The sequence below is a fragment of the Enterococcus sp. C76 genome (assembly GCF_040886985.1).
Lineage (GTDB): Bacteria > Bacillota > Bacilli > Lactobacillales > Enterococcaceae > Enterococcus_B > Enterococcus_B lactis.
This window is the reverse complement of sequence record NZ_JBFOEY010000012.1, coordinates 39,210-65,689: the sequence shown is the minus strand read 5'-3', so window position 1 is coordinate 65,689 and position 26,480 is coordinate 39,210. Positions and strand designations below refer to the sequence as shown.

30 protein-coding genes and 1 pseudogene are annotated in these 26,480 nt (G+C 33.0%); 1 reads left to right on the top strand and 30 read right to left on the bottom strand.

Annotated features, from left to right (window positions below):
* Positions 1–671: 671 nt before the first annotated feature.
* The 22 genes and pseudogenes from AB3I00_RS13145 to AB3I00_RS13040 all read right to left on the bottom strand — a co-directional run bounded on the left by AB3I00_RS13145 (position 672) and on the right by AB3I00_RS13040 (position 20,277).
* Entirely contained in the window at positions 672–929 is a 258-nt protein-coding gene (locus AB3I00_RS13145; RefSeq protein WP_000588503.1) for a Txe/YoeB family addiction module toxin, read from the bottom strand.
* Complete coding sequence (locus AB3I00_RS13140) at positions 922–1,191, bottom strand: type II toxin-antitoxin system Phd/YefM family antitoxin (RefSeq protein WP_000388479.1); 270 nt, start codon at positions 1,189–1,191, stop codon at positions 922–924. Before AB3I00_RS13140 ends, AB3I00_RS13145 begins: the two co-directional genes overlap by 8 nt.
* A gap of 77 nt (positions 1,192–1,268) precedes the next feature.
* Positions 1,269–1,439 carry a type II toxin-antitoxin system YafQ family toxin gene (locus AB3I00_RS13135; protein ID WP_368025424.1) on the bottom strand — a complete coding sequence of 57 codons (171 nt, stop codon included), beginning with the start codon at positions 1,437–1,439 and terminating at the stop codon, positions 1,269–1,271.
* Positions 1,426–1,680, bottom strand: coding sequence for a type II toxin-antitoxin system RelB/DinJ family antitoxin (locus AB3I00_RS13130; RefSeq protein ID WP_368025423.1), 255 nt, complete (start codon positions 1,678–1,680; stop codon positions 1,426–1,428). Before AB3I00_RS13130 ends, AB3I00_RS13135 begins: the two co-directional genes overlap by 14 nt.
* 113 nt (positions 1,681–1,793) lie before the next feature.
* Complete coding sequence (locus AB3I00_RS13125; protein WP_368025425.1) at positions 1,794–2,468, bottom strand: hypothetical protein; 675 nt, start codon at positions 2,466–2,468, stop codon at positions 1,794–1,796.
* Between the two features lie 174 nt (positions 2,469–2,642).
* Entirely contained in the window at positions 2,643–2,774 is a 132-nt protein-coding gene (locus AB3I00_RS13120) for a hypothetical protein (RefSeq protein ID WP_368025422.1), read from the bottom strand.
* A gap of 424 nt (positions 2,775–3,198) precedes the next feature.
* On the bottom strand, positions 3,199–3,648 hold the full coding sequence (locus AB3I00_RS13115) for a hypothetical protein (protein WP_368025421.1): 450 nt from the start codon (positions 3,646–3,648) through the stop codon (positions 3,199–3,201).
* Between the two features lie 121 nt (positions 3,649–3,769).
* Positions 3,770–3,961, bottom strand: a complete 192-nt coding sequence (locus tag AB3I00_RS13110; RefSeq protein WP_368025420.1) for a hypothetical protein — start codon at positions 3,959–3,961, stop codon at positions 3,770–3,772.
* A 23-nt stretch (positions 3,962–3,984) separates the two neighbouring features.
* Positions 3,985–4,314: a hypothetical protein gene (locus AB3I00_RS13105; protein ID WP_368025419.1), complete on the bottom strand. Its 330-nt coding sequence runs from the start codon at positions 4,312–4,314 to the stop codon at positions 3,985–3,987.
* On the bottom strand, positions 4,274–4,966 hold the full coding sequence (locus tag AB3I00_RS13100) for a DNA/RNA non-specific endonuclease (RefSeq protein WP_368025418.1): 693 nt from the start codon (positions 4,964–4,966) through the stop codon (positions 4,274–4,276). Before AB3I00_RS13100 ends, AB3I00_RS13105 begins: the two co-directional genes overlap by 41 nt.
* 374 nt (positions 4,967–5,340) lie before the next feature.
* Positions 5,341–5,640 carry a hypothetical protein gene (locus tag AB3I00_RS13095; RefSeq protein WP_249974211.1) on the bottom strand — a complete coding sequence of 100 codons (300 nt, stop codon included), beginning with the start codon at positions 5,638–5,640 and terminating at the stop codon, positions 5,341–5,343.
* A gap of 82 nt (positions 5,641–5,722) precedes the next feature.
* Positions 5,723–5,908: a hypothetical protein gene (locus AB3I00_RS13090; protein ID WP_104777399.1), complete on the bottom strand. Its 186-nt coding sequence runs from the start codon at positions 5,906–5,908 to the stop codon at positions 5,723–5,725.
* 51 nt (positions 5,909–5,959) lie between these two features.
* Positions 5,960–6,652, bottom strand: coding sequence for a hypothetical protein (locus tag AB3I00_RS13085; protein WP_368025417.1), 693 nt, complete (start codon positions 6,650–6,652; stop codon positions 5,960–5,962).
* Between the two features lie 797 nt (positions 6,653–7,449).
* Positions 7,450–7,788, bottom strand: coding sequence for a type II toxin-antitoxin system PemK/MazF family toxin (locus AB3I00_RS13080; protein ID WP_368025416.1), 339 nt, complete (start codon positions 7,786–7,788; stop codon positions 7,450–7,452).
* Entirely contained in the window at positions 7,775–8,050 is a 276-nt protein-coding gene (locus tag AB3I00_RS13075; protein ID WP_002326659.1) for a type II toxin-antitoxin system RelB/DinJ family antitoxin, read from the bottom strand. Before AB3I00_RS13075 ends, AB3I00_RS13080 begins: the two co-directional genes overlap by 14 nt.
* A 180-nt stretch (positions 8,051–8,230) precedes the next feature.
* A pseudogene (locus AB3I00_RS13070) lies at positions 8,231–9,561 on the bottom strand (PcfJ domain-containing protein).
* Positions 9,558–10,310 (bottom strand): Cas9 inhibitor AcrIIA9 family protein, encoded by a 753-nt coding sequence (locus tag AB3I00_RS13065; protein WP_368025415.1) that lies wholly within the window; start codon positions 10,308–10,310, stop codon positions 9,558–9,560. Before AB3I00_RS13065 ends, AB3I00_RS13070 begins: the two are co-directional and overlap by 4 nt.
* Positions 10,311–11,088: 778 nt before the next feature.
* Complete coding sequence (locus AB3I00_RS13060; RefSeq protein WP_368025414.1) at positions 11,089–12,036, bottom strand: hypothetical protein; 948 nt, start codon at positions 12,034–12,036, stop codon at positions 11,089–11,091.
* A 681-nt stretch (positions 12,037–12,717) separates the two neighbouring features.
* Complete coding sequence (locus AB3I00_RS13055; RefSeq protein ID WP_368025413.1) at positions 12,718–13,164, bottom strand: thioredoxin family protein; 447 nt, start codon at positions 13,162–13,164, stop codon at positions 12,718–12,720.
* Between the two features lie 4 nt (positions 13,165–13,168).
* A complete protein-coding gene (locus AB3I00_RS13050; protein ID WP_368025412.1) occupies positions 13,169–15,319 on the bottom strand; it encodes a TraM recognition domain-containing protein in 2,151 nt (716 codons plus the stop codon).
* A 7-nt stretch (positions 15,320–15,326) separates the two neighbouring features.
* Positions 15,327–17,759 carry a CD3337/EF1877 family mobilome membrane protein gene (locus tag AB3I00_RS13045; RefSeq protein WP_368025411.1) on the bottom strand — a complete coding sequence of 811 codons (2,433 nt, stop codon included), beginning with the start codon at positions 17,757–17,759 and terminating at the stop codon, positions 15,327–15,329.
* Positions 17,760–17,790: 31 nt separating this feature from the next.
* On the bottom strand, positions 17,791–20,277 hold the full coding sequence (locus AB3I00_RS13040) for an ATP-binding protein (protein ID WP_368025410.1): 2,487 nt from the start codon (positions 20,275–20,277) through the stop codon (positions 17,791–17,793).
* A gap of 67 nt (positions 20,278–20,344) precedes the next feature.
* Between AB3I00_RS13040 and AB3I00_RS13035 the strand changes: the two genes are divergently transcribed.
* Positions 20,345–21,007 (top strand): hypothetical protein, encoded by a 663-nt coding sequence (locus tag AB3I00_RS13035; RefSeq protein ID WP_368025409.1) that lies wholly within the window; start codon positions 20,345–20,347, stop codon positions 21,005–21,007.
* Here AB3I00_RS13035 and AB3I00_RS13030 read toward each other — a convergent pair.
* From AB3I00_RS13030 to AB3I00_RS12995, 8 genes are all read right to left on the bottom strand, one after another.
* Positions 20,979–21,512 carry a hypothetical protein gene (locus AB3I00_RS13030; RefSeq protein ID WP_104777006.1) on the bottom strand — a complete coding sequence of 178 codons (534 nt, stop codon included), beginning with the start codon at positions 21,510–21,512 and terminating at the stop codon, positions 20,979–20,981. The two genes, AB3I00_RS13035 and AB3I00_RS13030, sit on opposite strands and share 29 nt — an antisense overlap.
* A 47-nt stretch (positions 21,513–21,559) precedes the next feature.
* On the bottom strand, positions 21,560–21,961 hold the full coding sequence (locus AB3I00_RS13025) for a TcpE family conjugal transfer membrane protein (RefSeq protein ID WP_228173786.1): 402 nt from the start codon (positions 21,959–21,961) through the stop codon (positions 21,560–21,562).
* 68 nt (positions 21,962–22,029) lie between these two features.
* The gene (locus AB3I00_RS13020; protein ID WP_368025408.1) at positions 22,030–22,320 is read right to left on the bottom strand and encodes a hypothetical protein; all 291 of its coding nucleotides are present in this window, start codon (positions 22,318–22,320) and stop codon (positions 22,030–22,032) included.
* A 12-nt stretch (positions 22,321–22,332) separates the two neighbouring features.
* Positions 22,333–23,337 carry a conjugal transfer protein gene (locus AB3I00_RS13015; protein ID WP_228173787.1) on the bottom strand — a complete coding sequence of 335 codons (1,005 nt, stop codon included), beginning with the start codon at positions 23,335–23,337 and terminating at the stop codon, positions 22,333–22,335.
* The gene (locus AB3I00_RS13010) at positions 23,330–23,668 is read right to left on the bottom strand and encodes a hypothetical protein (RefSeq protein ID WP_249974226.1); all 339 of its coding nucleotides are present in this window, start codon (positions 23,666–23,668) and stop codon (positions 23,330–23,332) included. Before AB3I00_RS13010 ends, AB3I00_RS13015 begins: the two co-directional genes overlap by 8 nt.
* Positions 23,669–23,687: 19 nt before the next feature.
* The gene (locus AB3I00_RS13005) at positions 23,688–24,335 is read right to left on the bottom strand and encodes a hypothetical protein (RefSeq protein WP_368025407.1); all 648 of its coding nucleotides are present in this window, start codon (positions 24,333–24,335) and stop codon (positions 23,688–23,690) included.
* Between the two features lie 13 nt (positions 24,336–24,348).
* Positions 24,349–25,518, bottom strand: coding sequence for a phage tail tip lysozyme (locus AB3I00_RS13000; RefSeq protein WP_368025406.1), 1,170 nt, complete (start codon positions 25,516–25,518; stop codon positions 24,349–24,351).
* 3 nt (positions 25,519–25,521) lie between these two features.
* Positions 25,522–26,478: an LPXTG cell wall anchor domain-containing protein gene (locus AB3I00_RS12995; RefSeq protein ID WP_368025405.1), complete on the bottom strand. Its 957-nt coding sequence runs from the start codon at positions 26,476–26,478 to the stop codon at positions 25,522–25,524.
* Between the last annotated feature and the right edge of the window lie 2 nt (positions 26,479–26,480).

The window sequence follows — 26,480 nt, the reverse complement described above, 5'->3', positions numbered from 1 at the left end:
AACCATTTATAGATACCTAGACAAAATAGAAAAAACTAAAGAAACAACTTCCATTTAGATCGATAAAAAATAAAAAAGTTTAGACTTTTTTCAGCTCAAATAGTGTATTCTAGTTAGTGGGTATGCATATCTCTTCTTGTCCAAAGAGTTTATTACCCAGCCACCGGTTTTCTAATGTCTCCGGTGGTTTTATTTTTTACATAAGAAATCAAATAATAAAAAAGTATCAGATAGATGATTAAATTAGCTGTTAAAAATGATTATGATTTATCACCAAAAAAGTAAAAAGTGTGAAATGTGATTACTCTCTTATTTGTTATATTTGTGATTGTAAAGGAGAGTGACAATAATGTATTACTACTACTTCGAGAAATTTACCAATCAACATTTTAGACATGCCATTCACACGAATGAGTGCCCGTTTTTAGCCTGTTGTCAAGATAGAGTACTAATAGGCTTTGAACTTTCCTACTATTCCGCTATGGTTACTGCCCAAAAGAAATATCCGTTAAACAATTTTTATGGCTGTCCCTACTGTTGTCGTGCAAGCTATGTCAAATGACTTTTTTACATGCTCTTTCTAGAAAAAAAGTTACACATATCAGAATATATATATAAAATAAAGGGTCATAAACTTTTAAGTTTCTGACCCTTCCCTTACTTCCGATTGGTTAATAGTGATCTTTTGCAGAATAAATAAATATCGTTTCATTTTCAACTCTATATATCAGTCTATGTTCATCTGTAATTCTTCTGGACCATTTTCCAGATAAATCATGCTTTAATGGCTCAGGTTTTCCTAATCCAGCAAAGGGAGAACGATCGATATCTTTTATTAACTTGTTAATCTTTTTTATATTGCTTTTGTTTCCTTGCTCATGCCAATAAAGATAATCATCCCAAGCATCATCAGACCAAGCCTTAATCATCAGATTCAACCTCAATTAAGTCATGTGTTTTAAATGCACCTTTGGAGAATTGTTCATCTCCTCGACGAATTTTTTCCATGACGTAATTATTAGATAGTGTTCTCAAAGTTTCTTGCATAGAATCATAATCTCTTTTTGATAATACAACAACTGTATCTTCTACATCTTTACTTGTTACAATAAGTGTTTCAGCATCTTCATTGACTTGTTTCATATAACTACGTAAATTTTGGCGGAAATTTGAATAAGCTACTGCTTCCATTTCATTCACCTCTTACTTATTTCTATAAATACATTGTACATTATATTGTACAACTAATCAATTAATTATAACTTTTATCATTTCCAGTTGCCTTGAAGAGCATGATCTTTATATTTTGTTCTCAATACTTCCTGCTCTTGCTTAACTAACAGATTAATCACTTTTCTAAATTCTGTTTCATCGTAATGCTTTTTCATCATCCGTTTATAATCACGTTTGAAACTTGGTGTAAACTTAATCGTCAGCATTTAATTTCTCCATCAGCTCATCTACGGAGGATACTTTTGTAGTGATACCATTTTCTGCTTCATAGCTAGCTATGATATCTTCTCTAGGTTCAATACCTGGTTGAAAAGGTAATTTTCTCTCCCGTACACTTTGTTTCAGAAAAACAATGACTGCAGTTGATAAGTCCATGCCGATTTCTTCGTAAACTTCTTTTGCTTGTTCTTTTAATTCATCATCAATTCGAATATTTAATCTTGACATCTTATCACTCCCTTTAATAGCTATATTATATTACATAGTCATCACGTTGTACGTACAACATATGTACAATGTACGTATTAAATCTCTCTTAGTAATTAATACTTGCCGCCAACCTAACTTGTTTTTCTTATTTTAAAAGGACGTTTACGATTTATTTGTTGATTTTTCTCAGAAGTTACAATGCTTTCTTCCTCTGGTATAGGGATATAGTCTGTCTTTTTGAAGCCTTTCGCAGCTTTTTTTAAAAAGAACGGTTTAAATTTTGGTTCAAATATAGATACTTCTTTATCAAATTGCGTTGATTTATAAACTTGGATAATCAAAGCATGGCAATTTTTACCTTCAATAGAAAAAGGGATAATATCCCCTATACCAATTTTTTTTAAAACAGTTTCTGGTGCTTTAAAATAAACTTTTTGTTTAGTTTTGTGTAATGTCTTATCTTTTACTTCTAAAAATAATCCTTCAAAAATTGTATTTTTGTTTATTAGGCGCATTTTAGGTACTCTTTCTCCTTTTCTTACAGGAAGAATACTTGGTGCGGCATTAAAAATTTTACTAACTGTTGCAGTATATTCATTTTCTTCTTCTTCAGATTTACCTGTAATTATGTTTTTTACATACACTAATTGACCATTTTTAGAAAAAACTAGCATTCCCTTTTGAATCTTTTTTTCTAGTTTTTTAGCCACACGAAAAGTAAAGATTCTATTTTTCAAATAAACTGAATCATTTATCCTTCCATGTGCTAACTGAACATGAACAGTTTCTACTAACAACTCGTCCACTTCCTTTTCTATCAATTGATTGAATTCTTATATTGGCAAACTGCCAAATAATATGCTATATTATGAATGAAAAGGAGCTATGCGCTAACATAGCCCCTGTGTAGTCCGTTCAAAGCGGATGGCATATATATAAGGCTTTAGAGCCCGTCTACTTCGCCAAAAGTTGAGACGGCTCTATTTTTTTTGTTCTTTTTTGAACTTTAACCAAGCCAAAATCGAATCACTAGCTTTCGCTACGGCAGTAATTACTACTGCGACTGATCCAATGATAGCAATGATTTGATCCAATGAGAACAAATCAGGCATTTCCTTTCTACAGAGTACGTCCGATAAGCTAATAAGCCCATAGGCAACACGCTCCCTCAATTGGATTTGCCAAACCGCCACAAACTTTCTACATATTTAGTATAACATTTGGAAATCAATTAAAAAAGATAGGTACTGCCTGAAACTTCACTAACGGGCAGTACCTAAAAAGTCTATAGTATGGACGTTTACCAATACTATTTTATCAAAAATGTTACTCATTTCAACTTATATATTTTAACAAAAGAATTTTTCACTTTTCGGAATAAATAATATTTTCAGTTATTTATAATATTACGATTACACATGCTTTCTTCTATTTCTTTTCAATCTTGTCTACCAGTAATGAAAATAAAAAGACAATCCAATAAGACTGTCTTTTTTATCTGTATTCTTATTATGTCAATAATTTTTAATTATAGTATTAACTAATTTTATCTTCTTGTAAAGATTCAAAAAAATTGTAGTCTATATCTAGTTTTGCTACTATTTCATTTAGTTTATCAAATCGAGAAAAGTATTCTGGTTGTAAATGTATTCCATTTTTCTTAGCGATATTTATCGTATAATTAATTTTATCCTTATCTCTACCAATTCGTAAATATGGAGGCATATATTCACAAAAATCTCGATATGCCGTAACAGCGCTCCTTAAGGCTAGAAATTCTAAGTTATGTGAATACATTTGAGTACTAAAACGAATTGTTTTTTCTATATTTATATTATCAGGCAATATATTAATACTTCCAAATGTTATATTAGCCCAAGAAATGTTTTTTAATTGGCTTGCTTGATGAAACCAGTCTCTAGCTAATTTCATCAAAAAAATTTCATCTGCAGAGTAAGTACTAGGTGCATAAATAACTTTATCCATTTAATCAAATTCTCCTTAAATAATTTAGATTTACAATTACTTATTGAGTCTATGAGTAATTGAATATATTGTTATATTATCAAATACACTTTCTAAAATAAATAAACTATTCTGCAATTCTTTAAAATGCTTCGCCTCGTTTCATTCGTGTTAGTTTATAGCCAAAGCAAGCATAAGCAGATTGCTTCGTTTTATAACCATAACCTCGACAATCATCGACAATTTCTCCAGTATCTAAATTAACCATTACATAACGCTCATCTTTTCGTTTAGACAGAGTTGGCGACAATTTTGCTCGATATTTTTTATTCATCTACTTAATCACTCCTTTTCCATTTATTTTACCTGAAGTCTTCTCCTTTTTTTATCAAATTTATTTGGAAATTCTTCTACAATGTAGACATCCCATAAACTAAACAAATACATAAATGCACCTGAAGATAAAATAATTTTCCATTCAATCGATAAAAAACTAATCCAAACACCTACTATCATTATCAAAATTGCTAGATTGCTGTTTATTTTAATCACGTTGATTTCTCTCCATTCTTTTGTTAGAATGGGCGTAGCTTTAAATCCATTTGAGGGACTGTTTTCACCAGAAGCAGTCCCTTTTTTACGCCCTTTATTTAATTTTTGAATTTCCTGTTTGATAATCGATATCATAACCTTCTTGTATATTATGAATATAAACATTGAAAGAAATGACATTATCCTCAATACTCTGTGCTTCTATTTGTACGCCTCTCGCAACTAACTCATTTTCTCTAAAATCTGGTGTTACACGATAACGAACATGATTGCCTGTTCTCCTCAAATATTCTGCTACTTGGTTTTCATATTCGACCATTGCTGGTGTATTGAATGATCGTGTACCTGTCATAAGATTTTTAGGATTATTGTTTTCTCCAGTCATTTGATAACCAATTAAATGACAACGGTTATACAAATAATCGCCATTCTTCATTTTCTTTTGTTTCCAACCAGTAGGCTTGATATAAAGCCGTTCTCGTTCTTCAGTTGGCATCATACTTTTATGCAACATCGCATTCGCTTCTCCTACTCGATTCAACGAATCTAAATTAGAAAATCGTTGCCAATTTCCCTGGTCTAAAGATAAGTCTTCATTCAAAAAATGTGGGTGATTTTGATTAATTATTTCTACTTGCTCATTTGTATTTTTCTGTATTGTTATATTAGACGCTATACGTTGATTTTCAGGCAATAAATTTTTTGAATGATTGAACACGCTACATCCTGTTCCGACAAGACTAAATAGTACTAATATGGTCGATAAACGACGCTTTATATTCTTCATGAATAGCTTAGCTCCCTTGATTCTATTTCCATTTTTATTATTGCCCTATGACCATTTCATAAAGTCGATAGGGCAAACCGTTACCGTCATCATCTAAAAAAACAACTACTCTTCAGTAATGTTTTCAAAATGTGTTGTTCCGTTTACTAAACGATATTGACTTTGACAAGACGGACATTCCCAAATATACGTATCATAAGAATGACCATTCTTCATATAAGTTTTATGTTTTGCTAATTCAGAACAATCACATTTGATACATTTGATATAAGTAGGTGGCCAACAATACTGTTTGTTAAATTGGTCGATAGGGATTTGATATCTTCCCCAAAAACATTCACGATTTGAAAACACGTCTTGATTCTCTCCTTTTATCAAAATCCTTCATTTTCTTGCTCATAACGATCAAACAGTTTTACCTTTTTGGTAGAAACTTCACCCGTTTGCTTTGCAATCAATAGCGGGCGAATCTCTTCTAGCCATAGCTGGTCAGGAACATAATTCAAAAAATTACCAATCGTTGTTAGCACGATTTCGTCACTCGAATAATCAATTAATCTTCTGTTTTCAAATGGTAAAAGTTCTGCAACATAATCAATAATATTTTGGTTCGTATTCTCAAAAGAGCCAATATATTCCAATGTTACCTCGTCATACACATCAATAATTTCCATTTTTTTATCCTCCAAAAAAACTCATCATTATTTCATTAATTATCTCGACACACTATTTTTCGTAGTGTGTCGAGGTTCAATTTTACTTATGGCCATAAAGTCTAGTAAAATAAACATCATTTCTAATAACTGGTATCAAATCACTTTGTAATAGCGGAAAGGGGTCTTTCAAAAGATCCATGTACCAATTGATCTTTTGTTCCTTGATTCCTTTCATATCAATTCCAGTTTTTTCTTCTAAAAATAAAATTTTTTCTTTTAACGTCATTTCATTCACCTTATTTCATTAAACGTTACAAGAGAATAACCTCTTGTAACGCTATTTTAGTAACTCTTTGACAAATTGTTTTTCACTTTCTGTATAGGTTGGATAACGTTCAGAAATATAAAAGTTTCCTTTATCATCAATTTCTAAGGCTACTTTTCTCAGTCCCTGAACAAAATAGTAAATGGGTTTCTTTTGCCATTGCTTTACTGCCCCACTGTCTATCAGTTGTTGCGTTTTCTCACTCACAACTTTCTTTTGGTCTTTTTCTACCATTTCTTCTAAATAGGCAATTTTTCTTTTCAATTTCGTAATTTCTGCCCCATATGTTTTTTTCTTAATCGGTGGCTTTGTCTTGTTATAAGCTTTTGCGGCTTCATTCTTTTGTTCTAAATCAACTAACTTTTGTTTGAAATAATCTAAATTGTTCACGCTAGTTTTCGCACCAATAGTAGCGTAAGCTGTTTTTCCTACAACATGGGTATCCTTCAATAATTTATTTTCTTTTTTGAATTCTTCCTCCTTTTCTAGCATGGCTACACGGTCTTGTTGTTTTTTCTCTTCTTTCATTAACTGACAAGACTTGTCAAAATAGCGATTAACTTGTTTATAAATATTGGGACGCCCGATGATATTCGGCTGTCCGAGAGGAATTTCACTATACTCATTTCTAATTGACTGACAAACTAGTGCTTGTTCCTTTTGTAAACGTTCCAACTTATTTTTTGCTTGTGTTAATTTTTTCATGTTTGCTTCACTCCTGAAAAAGTAATTCTTTGATTTGGTTGCCCCCCTCCCACCTTTTCGGTTGAGAGAGTGAGGCGCAGGGTTTTAGGGGGTGCGCCCCCTAAGGTCTTGAAAAATGATTGATTTTTAGACGAATCCTATTCATTCATCAGGGAATTATTCAGTTTTCAAAGATCAAATGAGAAATGAACTTTACATTTCCTTTTCGTCTATCGGTCGTTCGGCATAACCGTCTCGAAAACATGTTCTGACAATTGACAAGGGCACGTAGTGTGCATTTTACCCTTGGCAATTGGCAGGTTATGTTTTAGGTTAATCTAGCCGAATGACTGATAGACGATTAGGAAATGTTTGTCGTTTCTTTATCTTGGAAAACTGATTCCTTATGTATGGATTGTCTATGAAAAATAAATTTTTCGAACGCTTAGGCGGACGAAAACCTTTCGTCGGCTTGACGACGAAACAATCAGAATAAATGGGACATTTATTCCCTTCCTTTTTAGTGAGCTTTAGCGAACATCTCTCAATCACTCGTTTGGTTTTTTATGCTCTGCATAAAAATGGGGCAGTGTCCATGTGCCGACTTTGCAGAGGAACGGCGCAAACAAAGGCAAATTCGACTAACGGAGGAACGGAGTTACCAAGAATTTAATGGACAATGAACCAACAAACGAAAAAGAGGTATGCTCTGAGCCAAGGGCTACTGCACCGCCGGCGAAATACCTCTTTTGTTCCTTCTGTCTATTTCAAACAAAAAAAGAACAAGCAATTACTTGTCCTTTTTCATCCTTTATATTTCAATTTTTCTGTAAATTCTTGATAAAATCAATCAATTTTTGACTATCCTCGTTTGTCAAAATACCTACTTTAGTATATTTTATTTCTGTATTTTCTTTAGGTATCGCTCTAAGAACACCTACATCTATCCATGATGGTTTATTCAATCCTGATTGCTTCCAATTTTTTATTGGAAAATAGACTTGTTGTATCTTTTTGGACTTATTTTTATATTTACTGGTAATGCTAAAAAAGTCAATACGATCATTTCTATCTTGTACAACCAATATGGGTCTTCTTTTTCCGCCTTCTTTATCGGCAAATGCAACATAAACTGTTACTATTTCATTCGTCTTCATTGAACCACTCATTTAACTTTTCGTGTGTATCAAGTAATTGTACAGGCATATTTTGAGCTAACTGACGTAACTTGATTGCTTGCTTTTCTTCTTCACTTAATTTGATTTCCATTGGAAATTCCCCTCTTGATACCACTTGCTTATATAGAATTGTAATAGCTGTAGTAGCATTTAAACCAAGTTCTTCTAAAATTTGTTCTGCATTTTCTTTTAACTCTTTATCGATTCCTACTTGTATTCTTCCTTTTTCTTTGGTTTTCATTTTCTTCTCTCCCTAAGAGTATATTATACTCAAAAAATATAAAAATACGCGTTATTTGATTATATTATACTCATAAAAATGAACAAATGCAAAATATTCTTTCTACTTTTTCTTCTATTTATTCTAACAAACAAATCGTATACTCATGTATACGATTCATTCTCTATACTGGAAAACTCCTTAACTAATTTTTTTTACCCACTTGTTTGCTACTTCTCGCACCTTTTCTGGTATGACTTCTTTGTTCTGATAACCTTGAATTTGTACAATATGTTTATTTTTGTATTCAATCGTATATAGCGATTGGTTTTGTGCTTCTTTTTTACGCATAAATATAATCGTTGTTTCCCCATTCTTATGTCTTTCTACATAACCACCTACGCAATGATTTAAATTTTTTCCTTCCTCAACAATCTCTTCAAGCTTTTTTAGGCACAAGGAAAGCATATTCATCAATCTCTTGTTCTAATTTTTTTAGTTTTTCTAATCGTTTTTTGTATGCTTTTTCTTCCAATTCGATTTTTAGCTGGTTAAAAGTATTTACTGCTTCGTCATGCTTCTCTTGGAAATTTCTCGGCATTAAAACTAAACTATTGGTTAGAGGCGTATCCAATAATTTTAAGATTGAAATGTAGTCTAAATAATACTTGAAATTCACTTCATTTTCGATTATCCAACGTTGAAATTTTCTGAATCCGACATGTTGAGGAATTTTTGAGAAATCACGATAGTCAAGGTATTGCTCAATCCCTTGTACAATGTGACTTTTTCTCTGTCGTGCGATTTCTTCTATTTTTAATTGAGAGAAAGTCTTACTTGTATTCTTAATTCGCCATTTATTTTGTTTCAACCATTTCATTGTCAGAAAACGCATATCTACACATTTTCGATATTCTCCACCAATAAAACGATAAGAAGGAAACATGATTTCATTTGCCAATACTGGTGCATTTATTTTCTGACAAAATTCAATCTCTAACCGATATTTATAGATATTAGCAATTTCTCTAAAATCTAATAATGGTAAGCGTAAATAGCGTAATTCTGACCTTTTTTTGTAGCTGTTCGTTCCAATTGTTTGGATAAAATTTCGTATTAGTATAGGCGCTGCTCATCATGCCATAGTTACTCAAAAGACCTTCATACCAATTTTCATTGTAATAGTGCGCCTTGATATGTTCTCCTTTAGAAAACCGTTCAAAATTAGTCAATTCATAATGTAATTCCTCTTTACCATTCGTAATTTTAAGCCAAAAATCATATGATTGTATTTCAATTCTCGTGGAAGAAACCAAGATAATAGCAAATGAATAAAACTTAGTCGGAAATGTTAATCTTGAAGCTTTCGTAAGTCGTTTTTTTATCAAGAAACCGTTCGTTCGGCTAGACGAACGAAACGTTTCTTGCTTATTACTCCATTCATAAATAGGTAACTGGTCGTAACACCAATTGAGAAAAGCTTTTGGTGGTGTTAAAGGTTTTCCAATTTTTTTCGTTAAATTATTCTTCATGCTTCCTCGAACAAGCTAACTTGTCCGTCCACCACCTTTTCTTCTTTCTTTTTTGACTTTCTCTCTTTTGGTTTATTCGTATTAACTGAGCCTTGAACAGGTGTTACTTCTACCTTTTCTAATAAAAAGTATTCCCTTACCCAAGAAAAAACGACCTCATCAGAAACCATTGCTGATTGATTTGTGCCAGCTTGTTTTTTGGCTTCAGATAAACAATACATAACAGCACCCTTGATTGTACGGTCTTCTTTTAAAATACCTTGAAATAATTTTTCATCTTGTTGTTGGCACAACCATGAATGGATACAATCTTCCGTATCTGAATGTTTTTGCTTCATTTCCTCTAACATTTTTTCTAACGCTTTATTTTTCCAATTGATTTCGTTTTCCTGATAATATTCTTGATACGTCAAATCATCTACAATCATGACCCATTTTTGATTATCTAGTTCTTCTAAAACTAAAAATAGTCGTGAATATTTTCCCTCTCTATTTCTTAATGTCACAATCATTTGTTCAGGATATTGAGCGATTTTTTCTTTAAAGGTTTCAACGGTATTTAAGTTCAAGGAATGATTCGCTACTAATTTTATCCATTGATACAATACATTCTGTTTTCTACCTTTTTCCTTAACCCACTCAATATCTGAGTATCCATTTTCATCATCTACAATCGAAAGTAATAGATTTGATTCATAAGTATCTGATTGTTCTTGCAAGTCTTTTATTGTCTTTATTTCTTTCGACATCTATGACCCTCTTTTCTCAAATTTTTGTTTTTTTGCTACGCCTAGCGTGAGCCAAAAGGCTGAATTTTTTGCGTTTTGTTGCGGAGCTTTTACTATTTCCTCAAAAAAAGGACAAGGTTCGCTTAGCGACTTGCCTTGCCCTTGTCCTTTTTTGAAGCTTCTTACGAGAAACAGGTTGAACAGCGCTTGCGCTGAAGCTTCGACCTGCTTTCGCAGTTAGAAAGCGTAGGAAATGGTAAAAATGGAGCACAAAACCAAAAAATTGAGAATCAAACAATCATGGAATGATTGTCACCTTTTTCCAAGTGTGAGAGTAACGATTCCATTTTTTCACACTATTTGTTTTCTGTAGTCGAAAAAATAAAAAAAGAAGTATCTCTGATCCCAGTGAAATTATATTACTGGTGAGATACCTCTTTTTTTAAACGATACTTGAAGGAATTAAAAGAAGTATGTGCGTACTTCCAAAATCTTATAGAAAGGAGACGCCTTTTTTATCTTGCGGAAATCACTGCTTTGATTTTAGCTCTTTCGCCTTGTGGCAAAGCTCTATTTGAATTTTCAACTGCAATCGTGAAACTATTTCAAGCATTGACTGAAGCGAAAAAAAGTAAAAAGAAATAGCCGTCACTTTAGCGAGACGACCAGCTATTTCTTTTATAAATAGTTAATCTTGCCACCGTCTTTATCGGTGCTGTCCAAAGGGGAGTTGTTGACGCAACTCCTCTTTTCGTTTTCATTATAGTATGCCTTCCTTACAAAAAACAATAAATCTTAATCATAATGCCTCTGGATTAAATTTCATTTTTGATTTACTAGATTTATTTTCTTCTTTTTCAGTTTCTTCTTTTCCTTCTCTTTTTTTCTCATCTTCAAATAGTTCCAAAGTCTCCTGTACCGAACCATCTTGATAAATATTATTTTCTTTTTCTGGTAACCAATTGATTCCAGGATCTGTTTCAAGTAAATATTTTAGTTCAGTTTCAAAGTTCTTATCAGACAAAATATGGAAACGGTCGAATAGTTCTCCTAAACGAGCATCTTTTTTCGTTTCCGCTTGATAAAATACTCGTTTGAATGCTTCTAATTCTTCACGAATTGCCCCACTTGGTGTCACATAAATGACATGAGAATTTTTATTTTTTTCAAGCTCTTTAATATATTTGGGAAAAATCGAATTTCGATAACGTCTGCGTGTTTTCATCGTTAACTCAATTTCAAAAGACCAGTTGATTTCTAAACGATTTTTATCTCGAAATCGTACACGAAAATCTGGTACAAAAAATTTTCGACCTTTGGCATTGCTATTTAAATCCTTTGCTTCATAAACAATCCTTCGTTCGGAAATAATTCGTTTTAAATGTTCATGATCTTTTACCATACGAATTGTTTTTATTAAATAATTATTGATTTGAAGATGATGATTTAGATTATATTCCGGAACTTTTGGAAAAGTATAAAACCCACCAATACTAAGATGACCTTCTTTTGTCAGAAAATAATATACCTCTTTCCCATTTTTCTTTTTATCAATTAAATTGTTAGCTTTTAGATAACGTAATACCTTTGTTAAACTGCTGCTTCCAAATGAGATTTCTAAATTCAATAAATCCAATAACTGTGTTCTTGAAATCACTCGCAACTCATGAAGTAAACATAGTACACAAAGTTTCGCCTTATTTTCTGAATGATAATCAATATAATAACCATGCAATAGATATTTCATTTGTTAATCTCTTCCACTCCTAGTCTATTTTATCTATATCTCTCTTAAGTTTTACTCTCCTACAAATTTCTTTCATTTTGGACAGCTCCAAGAACATTGGGGCGTTGTCCCAGGGGTTGATTCTCCCCTCTTTCAAAAGAGGATGAAAGAGGGGTTAGGGGGAGTTAGTTTTGAGACCCCAAAGATTGGGGTAGGGGTTGATCTTTTCTCATGTGTTCTATACTATCTTTTATTATTTATTTTTACTTTTTTGTTGTTGCTCTATCTTGTTTGGCTTGCGGCGCTTGGTATGTTTTCTTCGCCGACCGTTTAGGTTCCTGACCATTTTCTCTCATAAGTGGGATTTTTACCACGTTGAGAGAAAATGGTCAGGAACCTGGGAGGCGAAGAATGCCTTTAATACCAAGCGCCGCAAGCCTCTCCCATACTTTATTCGATGATACTACCATGATCTCATAATAATCCTACAATGATCCTACGATGATCAAAATTCTCAAAAAAAATAAACGAAATTTCAAACGATTTTTTTCAAATTCTATTAAAATCACATTCGTTTTTTTATTATTTTTTCAACAAAATTGATTAGAATTTATTTTGTTTTTACACCAAAAATTGAGTGAGATTTCAACCTATTTTAAGCAATAAGTCACCATATAGTTTGATAGTTTATAACTATAAACATTAATTGTTTACAATCGTAAACCATTCTTTATTTCTCATAAAAATTTGATTGATCCACCCATCAGGTAGTACAACTTTCTCCTTTACCATCCGAATTTTTCCCCTTTTGATTTCTAAAAAAGTCGGCACTGTCTTGATTTGATAGTTAGATAAAAATTGTCTTAAAAGGTCTTGTTGTGTCTCTTCTTTCGTGTCTACATAGTAAACATCCATGGGCAATGATTGAGATTTTTTCTCGATTTTTTTGTTGACTCGTTGACATTCTTTACAGTCTTTTCTTCCAAGATAAAGATAAAAGGATTGATTTTCCTCTTTCTTTTTTATCACTTCTTGAAAAGAATTCTCTGGATAAAAGTGTCCATTCCCTTTAAAAGAAATGGACACTACCCACACAAAAACAGTGAAAATAAATACTAATCCCCAAAGAAAAAAGCTCCTTTTCATCATTCATTTACTCCTTTACTTTTGGCTTACGAATATAAACTATACGAGGAATTTCTCGAACATTTAAGGCAGTTCGATAAACAACGAATTCTCCTTGTCGTAGATCACGAAGACGATTTGGATTGATTTTGAAACGATCCACTTGACGTTTTGTTCCTTTATCTCCTTCCCAAGAAAGCTTACTTGCATCAGAGAAACCTGCTTCTTGTGTAATCACATCTGTCACATCAATATCACTATAAGTTCCCATCACATTGCCCCAAAATTCAATTTCATTTGGTGCATTCGTCTTTCCGATAAAGAAAGTATTTACGTTTCCGACCAATTGATTTTTTAAGTGAATATTGATTTTGTCGATATCTGCCATTGTTTGTGGCCCAAAGATTGCATGTATCCCTGCTCCTCTTCCTTTATTGACTAAACTGATAAAATCATCGTTCAAATAGGAAGAAGGCTCATCAAAAATGACCAATACATTCTTTATTTCTTGTTGATCTTTTTCTTTTTTATAAACTTCTGAACAAAAGAAATTAATGTCTCCCACAATCATTTGTGCTAAAACTGTAATGTATTCGCTATATAACAAACCATCTAAAGAGATATAAAGAATCTCATTATGATTTACCACTTCTTTGATGTCTAACTCATTATTAGCTCCCATTGTTTGGAAAAGCTCCCCTAATTCACTATCCAGTAACATATTGATATTGTTTTGTAAGTTTTCCGACGTCACATATAAATAAAATGGATCTTTCTTATGTTCATACCGGACAAATAACCGATTGAAAATATCCTGTTCTTTCTCATTCATATAGACCATATTCTGTTTTAACAAATAATAAAAATCTAATAGATGAATTGTATCAGGATATAAAGTAACAATTTCAACTTCTAAAGAATCGACAAAATCTTCCATCATTTGTTCAAATTCGTCATGATTCTCTTCTTGTTTCTTTTTGTTTTCAGACTTCTTTTCTGGTTTTGATTCCACTTTTACCTCAAATAATTTTGGATTTTTTTCTAAAATACGATCTGCAAAAAGCTTTAATACATTTCTTGGTAAGAAATATTTTTGAATAAAAGGAAGACTTCGTTCAATCTCATGTGTCTTTTTAAACTCATCAATTAGTTGAATAGTAACCATCAATAACGATTTTGCAGCAGTAGAATAGTACACACTTTCAGTTTCTGCCAGTCCAATTAATTTGTCTCGAACAGCAACATCATTCCCATTTTTCACTGGGTTATAACGCATATCTCCATGATCGACGAATGCTCGAAATGGACGATCATAGGCTTCCGCAATCTCTCGAACAGCTTCTAAAGTATCTAATGCACCCTTACCATCAATCAAAATAACTGGCATCGAAAACTTCGCCGCATGTTCTATTAAGACTTGAATCAAGGTCGTTTTCCCTGAACCTGTTGTCGCTGGTAAAATGGCATGTTGATTCAGTTCTTTAAACTCTAGGATATAAGGCAATCCGTATTCATCCGTTCCTAATAACAAGACTTTGGACAATTCCTCTAACCGTTTATTTCTAAGTGCTACATCTTTAATGACGATTGCTAGGGCATATTTCTGCTGATATTCCTCCGTATATTTTTGTGATTCTTCGTATTTATTTTTCAATCGTGCTTTATATTCTTTCGAGTTTAGAATTTTTTGTTGTCGTTCTTCTTTGGAGATTACTTTTCGCTTTTCTACAAAAGAAGCATAATAAATCAGCCAACTTCCTGTACCTAACCCGCCAATAATCAAAGCACAAATCGTTGAAAAACCGAATCTTAATGTCGTGTGAAGAAGATTGAGTGGAAATAGTAAATAGCACGATAAATAGCCTCTAGGGATCACTGAAGCAAATAAAAAGAGATTTAGAACGGTCAATAAAAGGGCAGACAATAAAAAAAGAGAGCTTCTTCGTTGTAAGAAGCTCTCATAATCAAAATCATATACATGATCCTGCTTATCTTTTTTATCGATGGAAAACACAATTGCTAATGGAATAACTCCTGCAAATAAAAAGGGGTACAATAGTACCCCAAAAAAAATCCCGATTAACATCAATTGTTTATAGCGAGACAAACTTTTCTCTTCTGCTTTTTTTGTTGAAAATGTTCGTTCAAAAATATTATTTGAATTAGGTTGTTTCATCATTAGGTCATTATCCTTTCTTTCTTGGCTTCACTTCTCGTCGAATTTTTGCACGTTTTAAAGCATCAGATTGAGTTTTAGATGATTTGATTGGTCGTCTCATTTGACGTCTTTCTATGCGTGATACAGGCTCTTTAGGCGCAATAGGTACTCTTTCTTTAGCAGAGCTTTTTGTTACAGCAATAGGAGTAATTTGTTTCGTAACACGATTGACACGATTCATTTGGTTACGAACACTTGCTGGACGCCGAATTCCTCCACCTTGATTTCCTGCACGTTGTCTTGTCTGACTATCTCGATGAATTGAAGTTGGCATAGTCGCTCGTTGTTTTTGACCTGGAATATGTCTAGTTGCTTGTTTTGGTCGTTGTTGATTTCCATTTCCTTGTTTTTGACGGTCTCTTGACTTATTTTTACCTTCAGAATTCATATATTGTTGTTTCCGCTTGTGACTCGATTGGCCGTTTCTTCGTTTTCGTTCTTTTAAATCCGTTCGTGGCATAGGTTTGACTTTTTCACCTTGTCTTCTCGTTCTGGAAACCAAAGGTAAAACGGTCAAACCTGAAGGACGATAACGATAAGGACTGCCTATTTCTTCTGCTTTAGAACGAACTTTCAGTTCATTTGAGCCTCGATTTTCCTTCTGTAATAGTTGACGAACTTCTTCTGCGCCCTTATCAAATGAGCGAAGAACACGTTGTGAATGAAGTTGATCTTTTTCTTGTTGTTCCGCTTCTCTAGCACGTTCATGCAAGTCATTCGATTTTTGAGCCATCTTACCGATTGTTCCTGGTGCTTTATGCCGAGGCTGATTCTTTGTAGAAGCTGCTTCTCGACGGTACAAACTTCTCGTTTGATTTTGTGCATTTTTAGGTTGTTTGATATTTTCTCCAGTTTTTCCTTTATTTCTTTTCTCTTGCTGTTTCTGTTTCTCTTTTTCCTCTTGACGACGCTTTTTCTCCTGTTCTCTTCGTTCTTTTTGCTGTTCTAATGCAGCACGTCGCATACGACGTTCGGTGCTGAAAGGATTAGTCGCAAAAGCTAACGCATTTCTAGCTGTGATTCGTCCAGTAAAGAGACTACCTAAGAAGGTTCGGAAAAAGTAAATTCCCAAAGGTGCAAGTAAATAAACCAAAATGATCATGATTTTCTTCCATGGATCATTTTCTTTTACACTTAGTTGAAAGCCAAAACTCAAAAATGAAGTGAACAGGATACAAGTAAACCCAGCCATACTTTTTAAAGCTGTCAATATTCCAAAGGCTTTCGCATAATTGTAAAACGCATTTAACTCTGTTTTGAATAAACTAATAAACAAAAGAATCGGGAACAACGGAAGCAGAAAGACCTGCATGACACCAGTAATGATTCGAAACATGGATAACACGAAATAAACAAATGATTGTAAAATATTGATAGCCAGATAAAAGAAAGCATATCCCACATTCGACCAATTGTTATAATACTGGATATGCTTATTCTTCAGTTGTTCAGCTTCATATTTTATTGCTTTCTCGTGGATATCCTCACCTTTGCTCGTATCAACATCATTATCTAAAAGAAAATTGATTCGGTCATATTCCTTATTTTTGTAAGCAATTTTGCTTTTTCTTATAGTATCCACATCAGTTTTCCCATAATTTAGCAATAAATAAGGTTCATAAACATTACTGTAAAATACCCTTGCAGCAATGGTTTCTCCTGCTGTTTTTAACTTTTTATCTACAGTTTCTTCTTCAGTTTCTGAAACATTGTTATATTTTTCCTCTTCTTCTGTCGTTAAAACAGGTGTTGTTTTTAGAAAGGCCGTTTCGACAGTAGAATCTAAAGAAAAAATCGTATCGAATAACTGATCATTTGCTTTTGGATCTTTAAGAAAGACAAGCCCTGTAAAGACAAGAATAGTCATCAAAAAAACAAATAAAGATTTTTTTATTTGTCCTTCGCCAGCAAATTTTACAAACATGATCAAAGCGGTAAAACTAATGCCGATCGTTCCAGCAATTCCTAACATATTATTCGCAATGTTTGAAGTAAATTTTTGAATAGAATCTCTGATATTGGATACAACATCCATATCAAATAGAAATTCAACCATGGAAGCATTAAAACTTCCAACCATTTTCACGCCACTCCATACAAAGCTTTTAACAACGCCTGATACATTTGCAATAGCTGCTTGTATTTTTCCAAAGAAACCTCCGTCTTTATCTTTTGTCATTAATTCGAAAGAGTTATCTTTGTAAGTATCATAAATTTCATCAATATCTTTTGTTACTGGATTGACTTTTACTTCTTTGTTTTCTTTGCTTTCTTTATCTTCAGTTGTTGTAGTTACACCAACCCCATCATTATATTGATCTGCATAAATTGTTACTGGTGCTTTCCATAAAAAAAAGCACCCTAAAATTAAGAGTACCAAAGACAATGATCTTTTTTTCAAGTGATCACCTCAAAACTTATTAAAATTTATTTCAACCTTGTTCCATTGCTAATGCTGCTTGTGTTTCCTTGTCTTGATTATCTGTCGATGAAATAGCTAGTAACCAACTATCAAATAAAACATCGATGGCAATCGGCTGATTACGTCCTTTATGGTCTTGAAATAGGCATGTTCCAGCTTTTAACTGATTAATCATTTCCTGATTTGCTTCATTAATTTCCATATCAAAAAAGCCTAATACTTTCTTTCGTGCTTCTTTTTGCTTAGGACGAAAAGCAAATTTATAAGAAATTAGCTCTTTCTTATCTTCTCTATCATAGTCCATAAATGCTTGAGTTACCGCGTAAATATCTGTTCCATTTGCACGTCCTTTACGTAAACTATCTTCAATCAAAAACTGTCCTTGCGCAGTATCTTCAAACCCTTTCGCTTCATCAAAAATAATCGCGGCATCTTCTTCCTTATTCGTTGAGAAAACATACGTAAACTTCATAATGACTTCCATAATAGCCATTCCAGCAATTTGCTCTGGCTTTAGTCGTCCCGCATCGATTTCTTTTTGTGTAGGAATTTGTAACCCTTGTGTTCCAAGAACATTGATTTGTGAAGAAAAATCAATCGGGTGACTTTGATCGTTTCCTAGAAGAATTTTTCCTAATCCTACTTGGTGTCCAGCTAATAAATCTGCCAATTCAACATCAGTTTTTCGTATTTCTTCAATCACATTCGTTAAATGATTGTTTTGAAAATTATCTAAAACAGCTACAATCGCATTTTGTATGGTTCGTTTCTTTTGACCTGATGTAACTGGATTCTTATCTACTTCTCCTAAGAGTTCTAAAATACTTTTCGCTGTTTGAATGGCTTGTTCTCTTGGCAAGAATAGTAGTGGATCAAGCATACCTCGACAAGATTCGTCTTCAGATAAAGAAATAAAATTAATTCGCCGATATAACTCCAAAAATTCAGGAATATGGCCATATTTTTCTAATGCTTTTGAGAAAAATAAGTCTGTTTCATTTTTAGGATCTATATATAAAATCTTTTGTCCCAAAAAAGTTAACCATAAAAAGATATATTTAACTAAAACAGATTTTCCTTGTCCTGGAGGACCAATAATTAACGTATTTCCGTTTGTATGAATCGCACCTTCAATGTATTTCTTTGTTAAATTAGGATAATACCAAATAATTTTACTAGACAATGCCAACGCTTCTTTGACAGAATGATATTTTTTGGAAGTAATGATACGCCCTAAAGGAATCCCCTGAATATTTCCGACTTCTTTTTTTAAGTCAAAACCTAAATCGGCAACTAACCCAGTCGTTACGATTTGATCATAACTTCTAAAAGTTCTGTTACTTCCAATTAAGCACTGATTAAAAAGAGTCAATTGATCTGCAACAGAACGATAAATTTTATAATCTGTACCATCTAAAGCAAATTGAAGGTCTTTCATTCGTTGTTCTAGGACCTCTTTTGAGTCTGCAGATAAAACAAATGTCAGAGATAGTTGGCAAAGTCGAGTATCTTTGTCTTTTAACTTTCTTTTCAAGTCTTGAAGACGTTCCGTACCAAATGCTAATACATCGTCTTCATCTAAGATTCCGTCAATTTGACCTTGTTCCTTATCTTGTTCATAAATTCGATTCGCCATTTTTCCAATCTTTCTCAAATCTGCTTTTTCATGGTTAAAAGAAAGACGAGCATGTGTTTCAATAGGGAAAGAAAGACTATCCTGTAAATTTTGCACAAAGCCACTGCCAAACATCGCCATTGGTAGCTCAATCAAACTAACAAAAATGGAATAATGCTTCTTGTCGATTTGTTCCACAACTAAATAGCCATTCTCATTTGAAATAACCCCTTCATTCATTTCAATGGGTGATAAATCGCGTTCTGGAATCCTAGTATCTGCCCTATGAAAAAGATAATAAAAAATACGCCCCATCATTTGAGTCGTTAGACGTTCTATTTCCTTATAATTTGACAAATCATGAAATAATTGTTTTTCCATGCGATCGTAGGTGATTGGTACATTGGTAATTGGCACATGTTGTGCTGTCATTTTATGCATAAGACGTTTCCCAATATCTTTCAACAAATCCATGTACTCTAAGGGATCTGCAACTTGAACAACTGTCGTAAAACGCACAAATAAATACGTTTCATATTCATTCATTTGTACTTCGTCTTTTAATATTTTCCCTGCTTGACGAAAGTAAACTTCGCCTAAATCTGAAAATTCACCTTTTACAGTTTCTTTGATTGTTTGTTCGATATGTTCTTCTATATCAAAATAGTTAGGAATATTCACCAAATGATATTCATATTGATCATGTTCAAAAATCCCTTTACCATCTTCGATATATTTTTCAAAAAATTCTAGATCATTTAACGGAAAACCTTGAGGTGCAAGCTTATATCCTACCCATATATCTTGTGAGGTTGTGAAGATGAAATTGCGAATAATCGTCTCAATTGGAAATTGCAACTTGGGTTCTTTCTTCTTTATCAACGTATTTATCACTCCTTTTTATTTTCTGATATACTCAAATAAAAATAATTTTTATTGAGGTGATATTATGATTTTTACTAATGTCATGAAGAATTTAGATTATCTTTCACAATATATCAACACTCCTTATAGATATGATTATGACTATAATAATCAAAAAAATTTAACGGATGGAAAAAAAGGAAAAATATCTGTTCTAATAAATTTAGTTAATAATCAATGGAATATTCTTGTCATTATTACAAATCCCTTAGGCGCGCAATCAGTTAAGCAATTATCTATTTTCAGAAGAAATGATAATGAATTAGTTTTTAATAGCTATTGGGAATCATTGTCTTTTCAAGATGTTAAAAAAATTATTTGCGAAGATCCAAACTGGTCTATGTCAACTTTTTGGGAGGATTTTATTCACCGTTTAGAAACTTTAACTTCAAATATGATTATACAAATGAATCAGCAAGAATTTGAAAATACTTTATTTGAAGCTCATAATAATCAAATCAATCGTCATCGCAGGCGTAATGGTACACGTGATGAAGAAAATATTTTTCCCTGGTATTTAAGAACAGCTAGAAATATGAACAAAGAACATCGTGATAAAATTAAAAGAAAATATGGATATGAAGTAGTTAACTGGTTATACTCTAATAAATTGACTTTAGTTTTCACATCTGATTTATCTAAGAGCAAAGGTATTTATATTAATGATTTAGAAATTCATTTGAATTAACGAATTTTACTTTTTCAATTTCCATACATGTTTCAACTTCTTTTAGAATCTGATCAACTTCATCTAGTTTATTAAAAATATCTCCTTGATTTTTAAACATAACTATCGAAGATAATTCTGATAATCTTCCAGTAGATATTCCTAATAATCCTTTTGCATGGGAAATAGATTCTGCTATTTTAGAAATTGACCAAAGTGCGCCTCTTTCATATTCTTCTGGTGGTTCATAATCACTAATACGTTCGATGATTTCACAGACTCTCATTTCTTCTTTAGTAGCAGGAATGAGAGTGTTTTTATTTATATCCAGACATTCGATAGACATAATTTTATATCTATCTGATTCAGATAAATCGAACACTAAAAAGCAATAATGATTTTTATAAGATTCATCTTCTTTTTTATCTGCATATTTTTCCGTAACAGGTACACTGTCCTGTGACCTATAAATAAGTTTTTGATTCTTACCTTTTATTTTGTAGTAATTCCCTTTAATAATATTCATGTATTATTCCCCTTACTTTTGAAGAAATCCATAAAATTAATGTATTACTAATAGCTTCTTTTCTGTTTTTTTGCATAAGTTACTTTTTGGTGAAAAATAGGGACATATAAACCATGCTCGTAACGATTTTTTCGTTTGCTAAAGTATGTTCCTCTACCAATTAAATAATCTATAAAATTTTTATTGTCCCACTTTAATGAAAAAAGTGTCCAAACTAAGACACCTACACCTGCAATCATTAAAATCCATGACTTAGTAACTAAGGTATGCAAAAATCCATTTCCACTAAGTAAACTAAAAAGAAAAAAGATCCCTAAAATCATCAAAAAAATACCAAATACAACGATTTGTTCCATCCGCACACCATTACTAAGAAAAGGAATCTTATGTTCCCCAATTCCGTATATTTTGTGAGGTTGTTTAAATTCCTTTGTATAGTTATATTCCATCATCAACACTTCCCAATCTAAAAATTAACTATCAGAAGCATCAAGCTCCTGATAGTTCTCTTTACTAACTATATCCATCTAATCAATGGCAAGATGGTTTGAACTGTACCAACATTTTCAGTATTACCATCATTACCAATCCAAATCTGATCTTTCAACCATTGTCCAATTTCTGTTGCATTAGATAGCAGAAGAATTAACATTATTAAAATAAACACACCTATAATGGTAAATGCAGCTCTTGCAAAGCCTTGTGTAGCATATGCTCCTATCATTAAAGCAATTGCAACAAGCGCTAATAACCAAATAATTTGTGTAGATACACTATCAAATAATGATTTAAAATCAAAAATTTTCATTTTTTTGTTCCCCTATTCATTAAATTTAGTTATAAAATAGCTATCACTACTTGGCTTGATATCTGCTGTGAAATTAGAAGTAAAAGAACTATCTTTTTGGAAACTAAACGTATATTTTCCTTGTGCTACATAGTTTCCTTCTTTTGTTTGAACAATATGTTCCAATTGCATATTGTTAAAAGTTCCTCCTTCTAAACCATTCACATTAGCAATCAACGCCAATTTCTCGTCATTTTTGACGTATAATTCAAAGTATTTTTTTAAAAACTCTTCGATTTTTAGTTTTTCATTGTCTGAAACATTTGTCCCCTTCGCAAAAAATCTTTCTGAACGATAATTCACATTATTTTTACTTTCTGTTACTTGTAAGTTCAAAAACTCAATAGAATCAAGTATTTTCAGTTCTTGTTCTTTAAAACTAACTGGAAAAGAAATCTGACAATCTTGCCATTGATTCCCTTCTGTAAATGTCACATCGTAAAATAAACGATACATTGCCTCTGCTTCATTCAACGTTTCAGATTTAATAAAGGAAATTTGCTTTGATTCTCTTGAATGCGTAGTGGATGAAAAACCTAAATCTGAAGCAGTTAATCCTTGTGCTAAATAAGGGGAGAGATTGTTTTCCCACTCTCCAATTTTTTCTTTGTTCAAATCAAAAAGTTTTTCAACAAACTTTGTGCCGTCATATTTCATTTGTTCCGTATTAGATAATCCTTTATTGACTTGTGTTAACAATACAGTTGGATTAACTTGCTTGCTGGCTGCTAATCTAGTTAACGTATCGATTCGTCCAAAATTCAGGAGGAGCACGATCCCCATTACAAAAAACAAAAAGAAAAAAACGCCTGAGAAAATACTCATAGCGCTTTTTTGAGAAAATTGAATCATTCGGGTGGAACTTTCTGGCTTTTTTTTAGAAAATATTGCTCCGAATGAAATCTTTTTTCTTGTTTTTTTGGCTTTTTTCGTTGCTTTACTTTGGACAAATTCTGGATTGAATTTTGTTTTACTCATGTCCGATTTTGTACCGTTGAATCAAAGTACTCGGTACTTTTTCGATAATAATTACTTCATTGACTGCTGCACCTGCTCCCTCCAAAAAAGCAAGTGCTTCTTTATATGCCGTTAAACTATAAGAACGGTTATTACCGTCTAAAGCATGTTTCAATTCTTCATAGAAGATTCTTGAGCCAATTTGATACTGTTTTTGATGAATACGCCATAATACAAATAATGCTAATTGAATTGCTGGACGATAATTGTCAAATCCTGAAATCTTAATATCTAAACGATTTTTTTTATCAACTGACAATTGATTTTGATTATTGTTTGATGGATATTCCATATTTTCCCTACTTTCTATTTTATTTTAAAAGTGAGCCATTAAAGCTACTACCTAAATTTTGAATATCAGTTAATTTCTTTGAGGAAAGATCATAGGTAATTTGAAAAACATTCATTGCCTTATTCCATGAACTATAACCGATTTTATTCTGATATTCAGCGACAACTAAACCTTCTAATTTATCATTTTGTACACTTTTTGTATAAAGCGAACATTTTTCTAGTTCTGAAGAGACTCCATTAGAGTCACCATATGAATCTCCTTCTTTAAAATACTGACTCATTAACTCTTTTGAAAGATACGGTTCACAAGCATTCTTTCTTTCAGAATAGGTGTCAGGATAATAGTCAAACAACGCATGAAAAGCTTTATTGACAAACTCATTAAATTGTTTGATATTTCCTTTTTCTGAAGCATCATTGTTTTTCAATACCTCATTTTCTTTTTGTAATGCCACCTTTTCTTTTTCTAATTTTTGAATCGATGCTTGTAGTTCACTGATAAATTGTTTTTGATCATTTTTTTGATCTTTAAACACTTGTTCTTGTTGCTTTAACGCTATTTGTTCACGAGAAAGATCATTTTTTTCTTGAGCAAGCCAATAACCACCTACACCAGCGAAAGCTAGCACAATACTCAAAAATTTAATCAACTTTTGTTTCTTCACAATTGAACCCCTTTTATTTTTTTATTGGACGTGCCAGACAAATATCACCACCATTTAATAGATAGCCAAAAGATAAATCTACTTGTCCTTCACCTACACCATTATGATTCATACCACCTTGTTCAACTATTTTTGTCGTCAGTCCATGCCAATCTTCCGCTAAAATTGCGGTATGTCCATCGTCACCCACACCTGTTCCTAAGTTGACAATTACTACATCACCGGCTTTTGCTTCATTCGGAGAAACTTCTTGTAGATACTGTTTTGCACCTCTTGCGTCACTTGTCATACTTCCGGTATACCATTGAACGTTTTCTGGTGTTCGATAGCCCGCTTTGGTCAAAACTAGCCATACAAAACTAGAACAATCGGCATATCCATTCTTATCTGGAGAATCTATACTACCAAACTGTGTGCGTAAAGGTTGAGAATAATGAAAGTATCCAATAAAACTTTTGGCTACTTTTAAAACGTTTCCGTCTGCACTAGAAACAGTCGTTGAAGTTTCAGACAAACATTCTTCGATTTGATCTTGCTGACTCGCTGTTGCTCCATTGCTCAAAGTCATTTGAGAAATTGGATCATTTGAACTAAGCTTGGCATACCATTGATTGGCATAATTTAATCGATTCCCCATCATTGGATCTCCAGCACGTTCAAATAATGTTTGCCATTGCGCTGTTCCTTCCTCGACAGTTGAAGCTTTTAAAGCGGCTTGTGCTGCTTTTTCTGTTGTTTCTAATTCATGGATTAAAAATTCAATTTGTAAGCCTAAGTCTGTCCAGTCTTTCCCTTTTTCTTTGGCAAAGTTCATTAAATTTGTTGTTCTTCCTGCTGTCCATTGAGCAATTCCATGTCCAGATAAAGGATCATTAGGTCGTTCAATAGCTGTTGGCATATTGTTCGATTCCTGGTCAAAATTTCCTAACATTCCTGCTAAACCTTGTGGAGTTGTAGGAAATTTCTTACTTATTTCAGTCGCAATTTGTAAACCATTTTTTTCTGATCCTTGATTCGTAGCTACGACATTTGCAGCTGGTGTATCAACGATCGCCGAACAATCTACTGTTTCATCTTCAGATAGTGTGGTACAACTAATCAACAGTAGAAAAAAAAAGCCAATAAAAAGAAGTACGGGCAAAAAATTTAGCCCGCACAAAATCAATATTTTTTTCTTGCTCATTCATTAATTCACTTTCATTCGACGTTTTTTCCAGAATAACCAACCACTCATTGAAGTTAAGATTCCCCCTATCAATGCAACTATGAAAGAAGTTGCTTTTTCATTAGTTTTTGGCAAGACTTTCAATTGTCCATCCGATCCTTTAACTGCGATATTTCCACTTGGTAACTTCGTTACATTTGCACTAATAGAAGTCAATCCTTTTTCTGTTTGTTTATAAGGTACACCGTCTACCACAGAAACAATTTTCTCACCTGTATCTGTTTCTACTGGTGTAGAAACAGTAGGAATATGTGTTAATTCACTTACATTATTTGTTTGAATAGGTGTAGTTTGCGTACTATTTCCAGTATGATTGATTGAACCATCAGAATTTACACCTACATTTGTAGTTGGCGGTGTCATTGTTTCTGTGTTTTCTCCATTGGTATTTGTGTCTCCTGTGTTTGGTGGTGTTGTGCCTGTATTTCCACCTCCTGTATCTGTGTCTCCTGTGTCTGGTGGCGTTGTACCTGTGTCTCCGCCACCTGTATCTCCTGTGTCTGGTGGCGTTACACCTGTATCTCCACCACCTGTGCCTGTATCTCCTGTGTCTGGTGGCGTTATACCTGTATCTCCACTACCTGTATCTGTGTCTCCTGTGTCTGGTAGCGTTATACCTGTATCTCCACCACCTGTATCTGTATCTCCTGTGTCTGGTGGTGTTATACCTGTATCTCCACCACCTGTATCTGTATCCCCTGTGTCTGGTGGCGTTGTGCCTGTATCTTCACCGCCTGTGTCTCCTGTATCTGGTGGCAATACTGGATCAGTTGGTTCTTCTCCCTCATTTGTTGGTGGTGTTATTTCTCCACTAGGTGGTGTTGTAGGCTCTTCTGGTATAACTGTATCTGCAAATGTTCCTGTTGTTCCCATTAATAAAGTGGCACTAAATAATGTGCTTAAAATCATTTTCTTCATGT

Bases quoted from the DNA above. Each gene is read 5' to 3' on its own strand.
- AB3I00_RS13025 (WP_228173786.1), bottom strand. From the start codon at position 21,961: ATGGAATATAACTATACAAAGGAATTTAAACAACCTCACAAAATATAC.
- AB3I00_RS13055 (WP_368025413.1), bottom strand. From the start codon at position 13,164: ATGATGAAAAGGAGCTTTTTTCTTTGGGGATTAGTATTTATTTTCACT.
- AB3I00_RS13000 (WP_368025406.1), bottom strand. From the start codon at position 25,518: ATGAGCAAGAAAAAAATATTGATTTTGTGCGGGCTAAATTTTTTGCCC.
- AB3I00_RS13030 (WP_104777006.1), bottom strand. From the start codon at position 21,512: ATGAATATTATTAAAGGGAATTACTACAAAATAAAAGGTAAGAATCAA.
- AB3I00_RS13105 (WP_368025419.1), bottom strand. From the start codon at position 4,314: ATGATATCGATTATCAAACAGGAAATTCAAAAATTAAATAAAGGGCGT.
- AB3I00_RS13135 (WP_368025424.1), bottom strand. From the start codon at position 1,439: ATGCTGACGATTAAGTTTACACCAAGTTTCAAACGTGATTATAAACGG.
- AB3I00_RS13035 (WP_368025409.1), top strand. From the start codon at position 20,345: ATGATTTTTACTAATGTCATGAAGAATTTAGATTATCTTTCACAATAT.
- AB3I00_RS13090 (WP_104777399.1), bottom strand. From the start codon at position 5,908: ATGACGTTAAAAGAAAAAATTTTATTTTTAGAAGAAAAAACTGGAATT.
- AB3I00_RS13115 (WP_368025421.1), bottom strand. From the start codon at position 3,648: ATGGATAAAGTTATTTATGCACCTAGTACTTACTCTGCAGATGAAATT.
- AB3I00_RS13010 (WP_249974226.1), bottom strand. From the start codon at position 23,668: ATGGAATATCCATCAAACAATAATCAAAATCAATTGTCAGTTGATAAA.
- AB3I00_RS13050 (WP_368025412.1), bottom strand. From the start codon at position 15,319: ATGATGAAACAACCTAATTCAAATAATATTTTTGAACGAACATTTTCA.
- AB3I00_RS13100 (WP_368025418.1), bottom strand. From the start codon at position 4,966: ATGAAGAATATAAAGCGTCGTTTATCGACCATATTAGTACTATTTAGT.
- AB3I00_RS13060 (WP_368025414.1), bottom strand. From the start codon at position 12,036: ATGAAATATCTATTGCATGGTTATTATATTGATTATCATTCAGAAAAT.
- AB3I00_RS13140 (WP_000388479.1), bottom strand. From the start codon at position 1,191: ATGGAAGCAGTAGCTTATTCAAATTTCCGCCAAAATTTACGTAGTTAT.
- AB3I00_RS13020 (WP_368025408.1), bottom strand. From the start codon at position 22,320: ATGAAAATTTTTGATTTTAAATCATTATTTGATAGTGTATCTACACAA.
- AB3I00_RS13015 (WP_228173787.1), bottom strand. From the start codon at position 23,337: ATGAGTAAAACAAAATTCAATCCAGAATTTGTCCAAAGTAAAGCAACG.
- AB3I00_RS13110 (WP_368025420.1), bottom strand. From the start codon at position 3,961: ATGAATAAAAAATATCGAGCAAAATTGTCGCCAACTCTGTCTAAACGA.
- AB3I00_RS13095 (WP_249974211.1), bottom strand. From the start codon at position 5,640: ATGGAAATTATTGATGTGTATGACGAGGTAACATTGGAATATATTGGC.
- AB3I00_RS13130 (WP_368025423.1), bottom strand. From the start codon at position 1,680: ATGTCAAGATTAAATATTCGAATTGATGATGAATTAAAAGAACAAGCA.
- AB3I00_RS13080 (WP_368025416.1), bottom strand. From the start codon at position 7,788: ATGAAGACGAATGAAATAGTAACAGTTTATGTTGCATTTGCCGATAAA.
- AB3I00_RS13120 (WP_368025422.1), bottom strand. From the start codon at position 2,774: ATGCCTGATTTGTTCTCATTGGATCAAATCATTGCTATCATTGGATCA.
- AB3I00_RS13085 (WP_368025417.1), bottom strand. From the start codon at position 6,652: ATGAAAAAATTAACACAAGCAAAAAATAAGTTGGAACGTTTACAAAAG.
- AB3I00_RS13145 (WP_000588503.1), bottom strand. From the start codon at position 929: ATGATTAAGGCTTGGTCTGATGATGCTTGGGATGATTATCTTTATTGG.
- AB3I00_RS12995 (WP_368025405.1), bottom strand. From the start codon at position 26,478: ATGAAGAAAATGATTTTAAGCACATTATTTAGTGCCACTTTATTAATG.
- AB3I00_RS13075 (WP_002326659.1), bottom strand. From the start codon at position 8,050: ATGAAAACCAAAGAAAAAGGAAGAATACAAGTAGGAATCGATAAAGAG.
- AB3I00_RS13065 (WP_368025415.1), bottom strand. From the start codon at position 10,310: ATGTCGAAAGAAATAAAGACAATAAAAGACTTGCAAGAACAATCAGAT.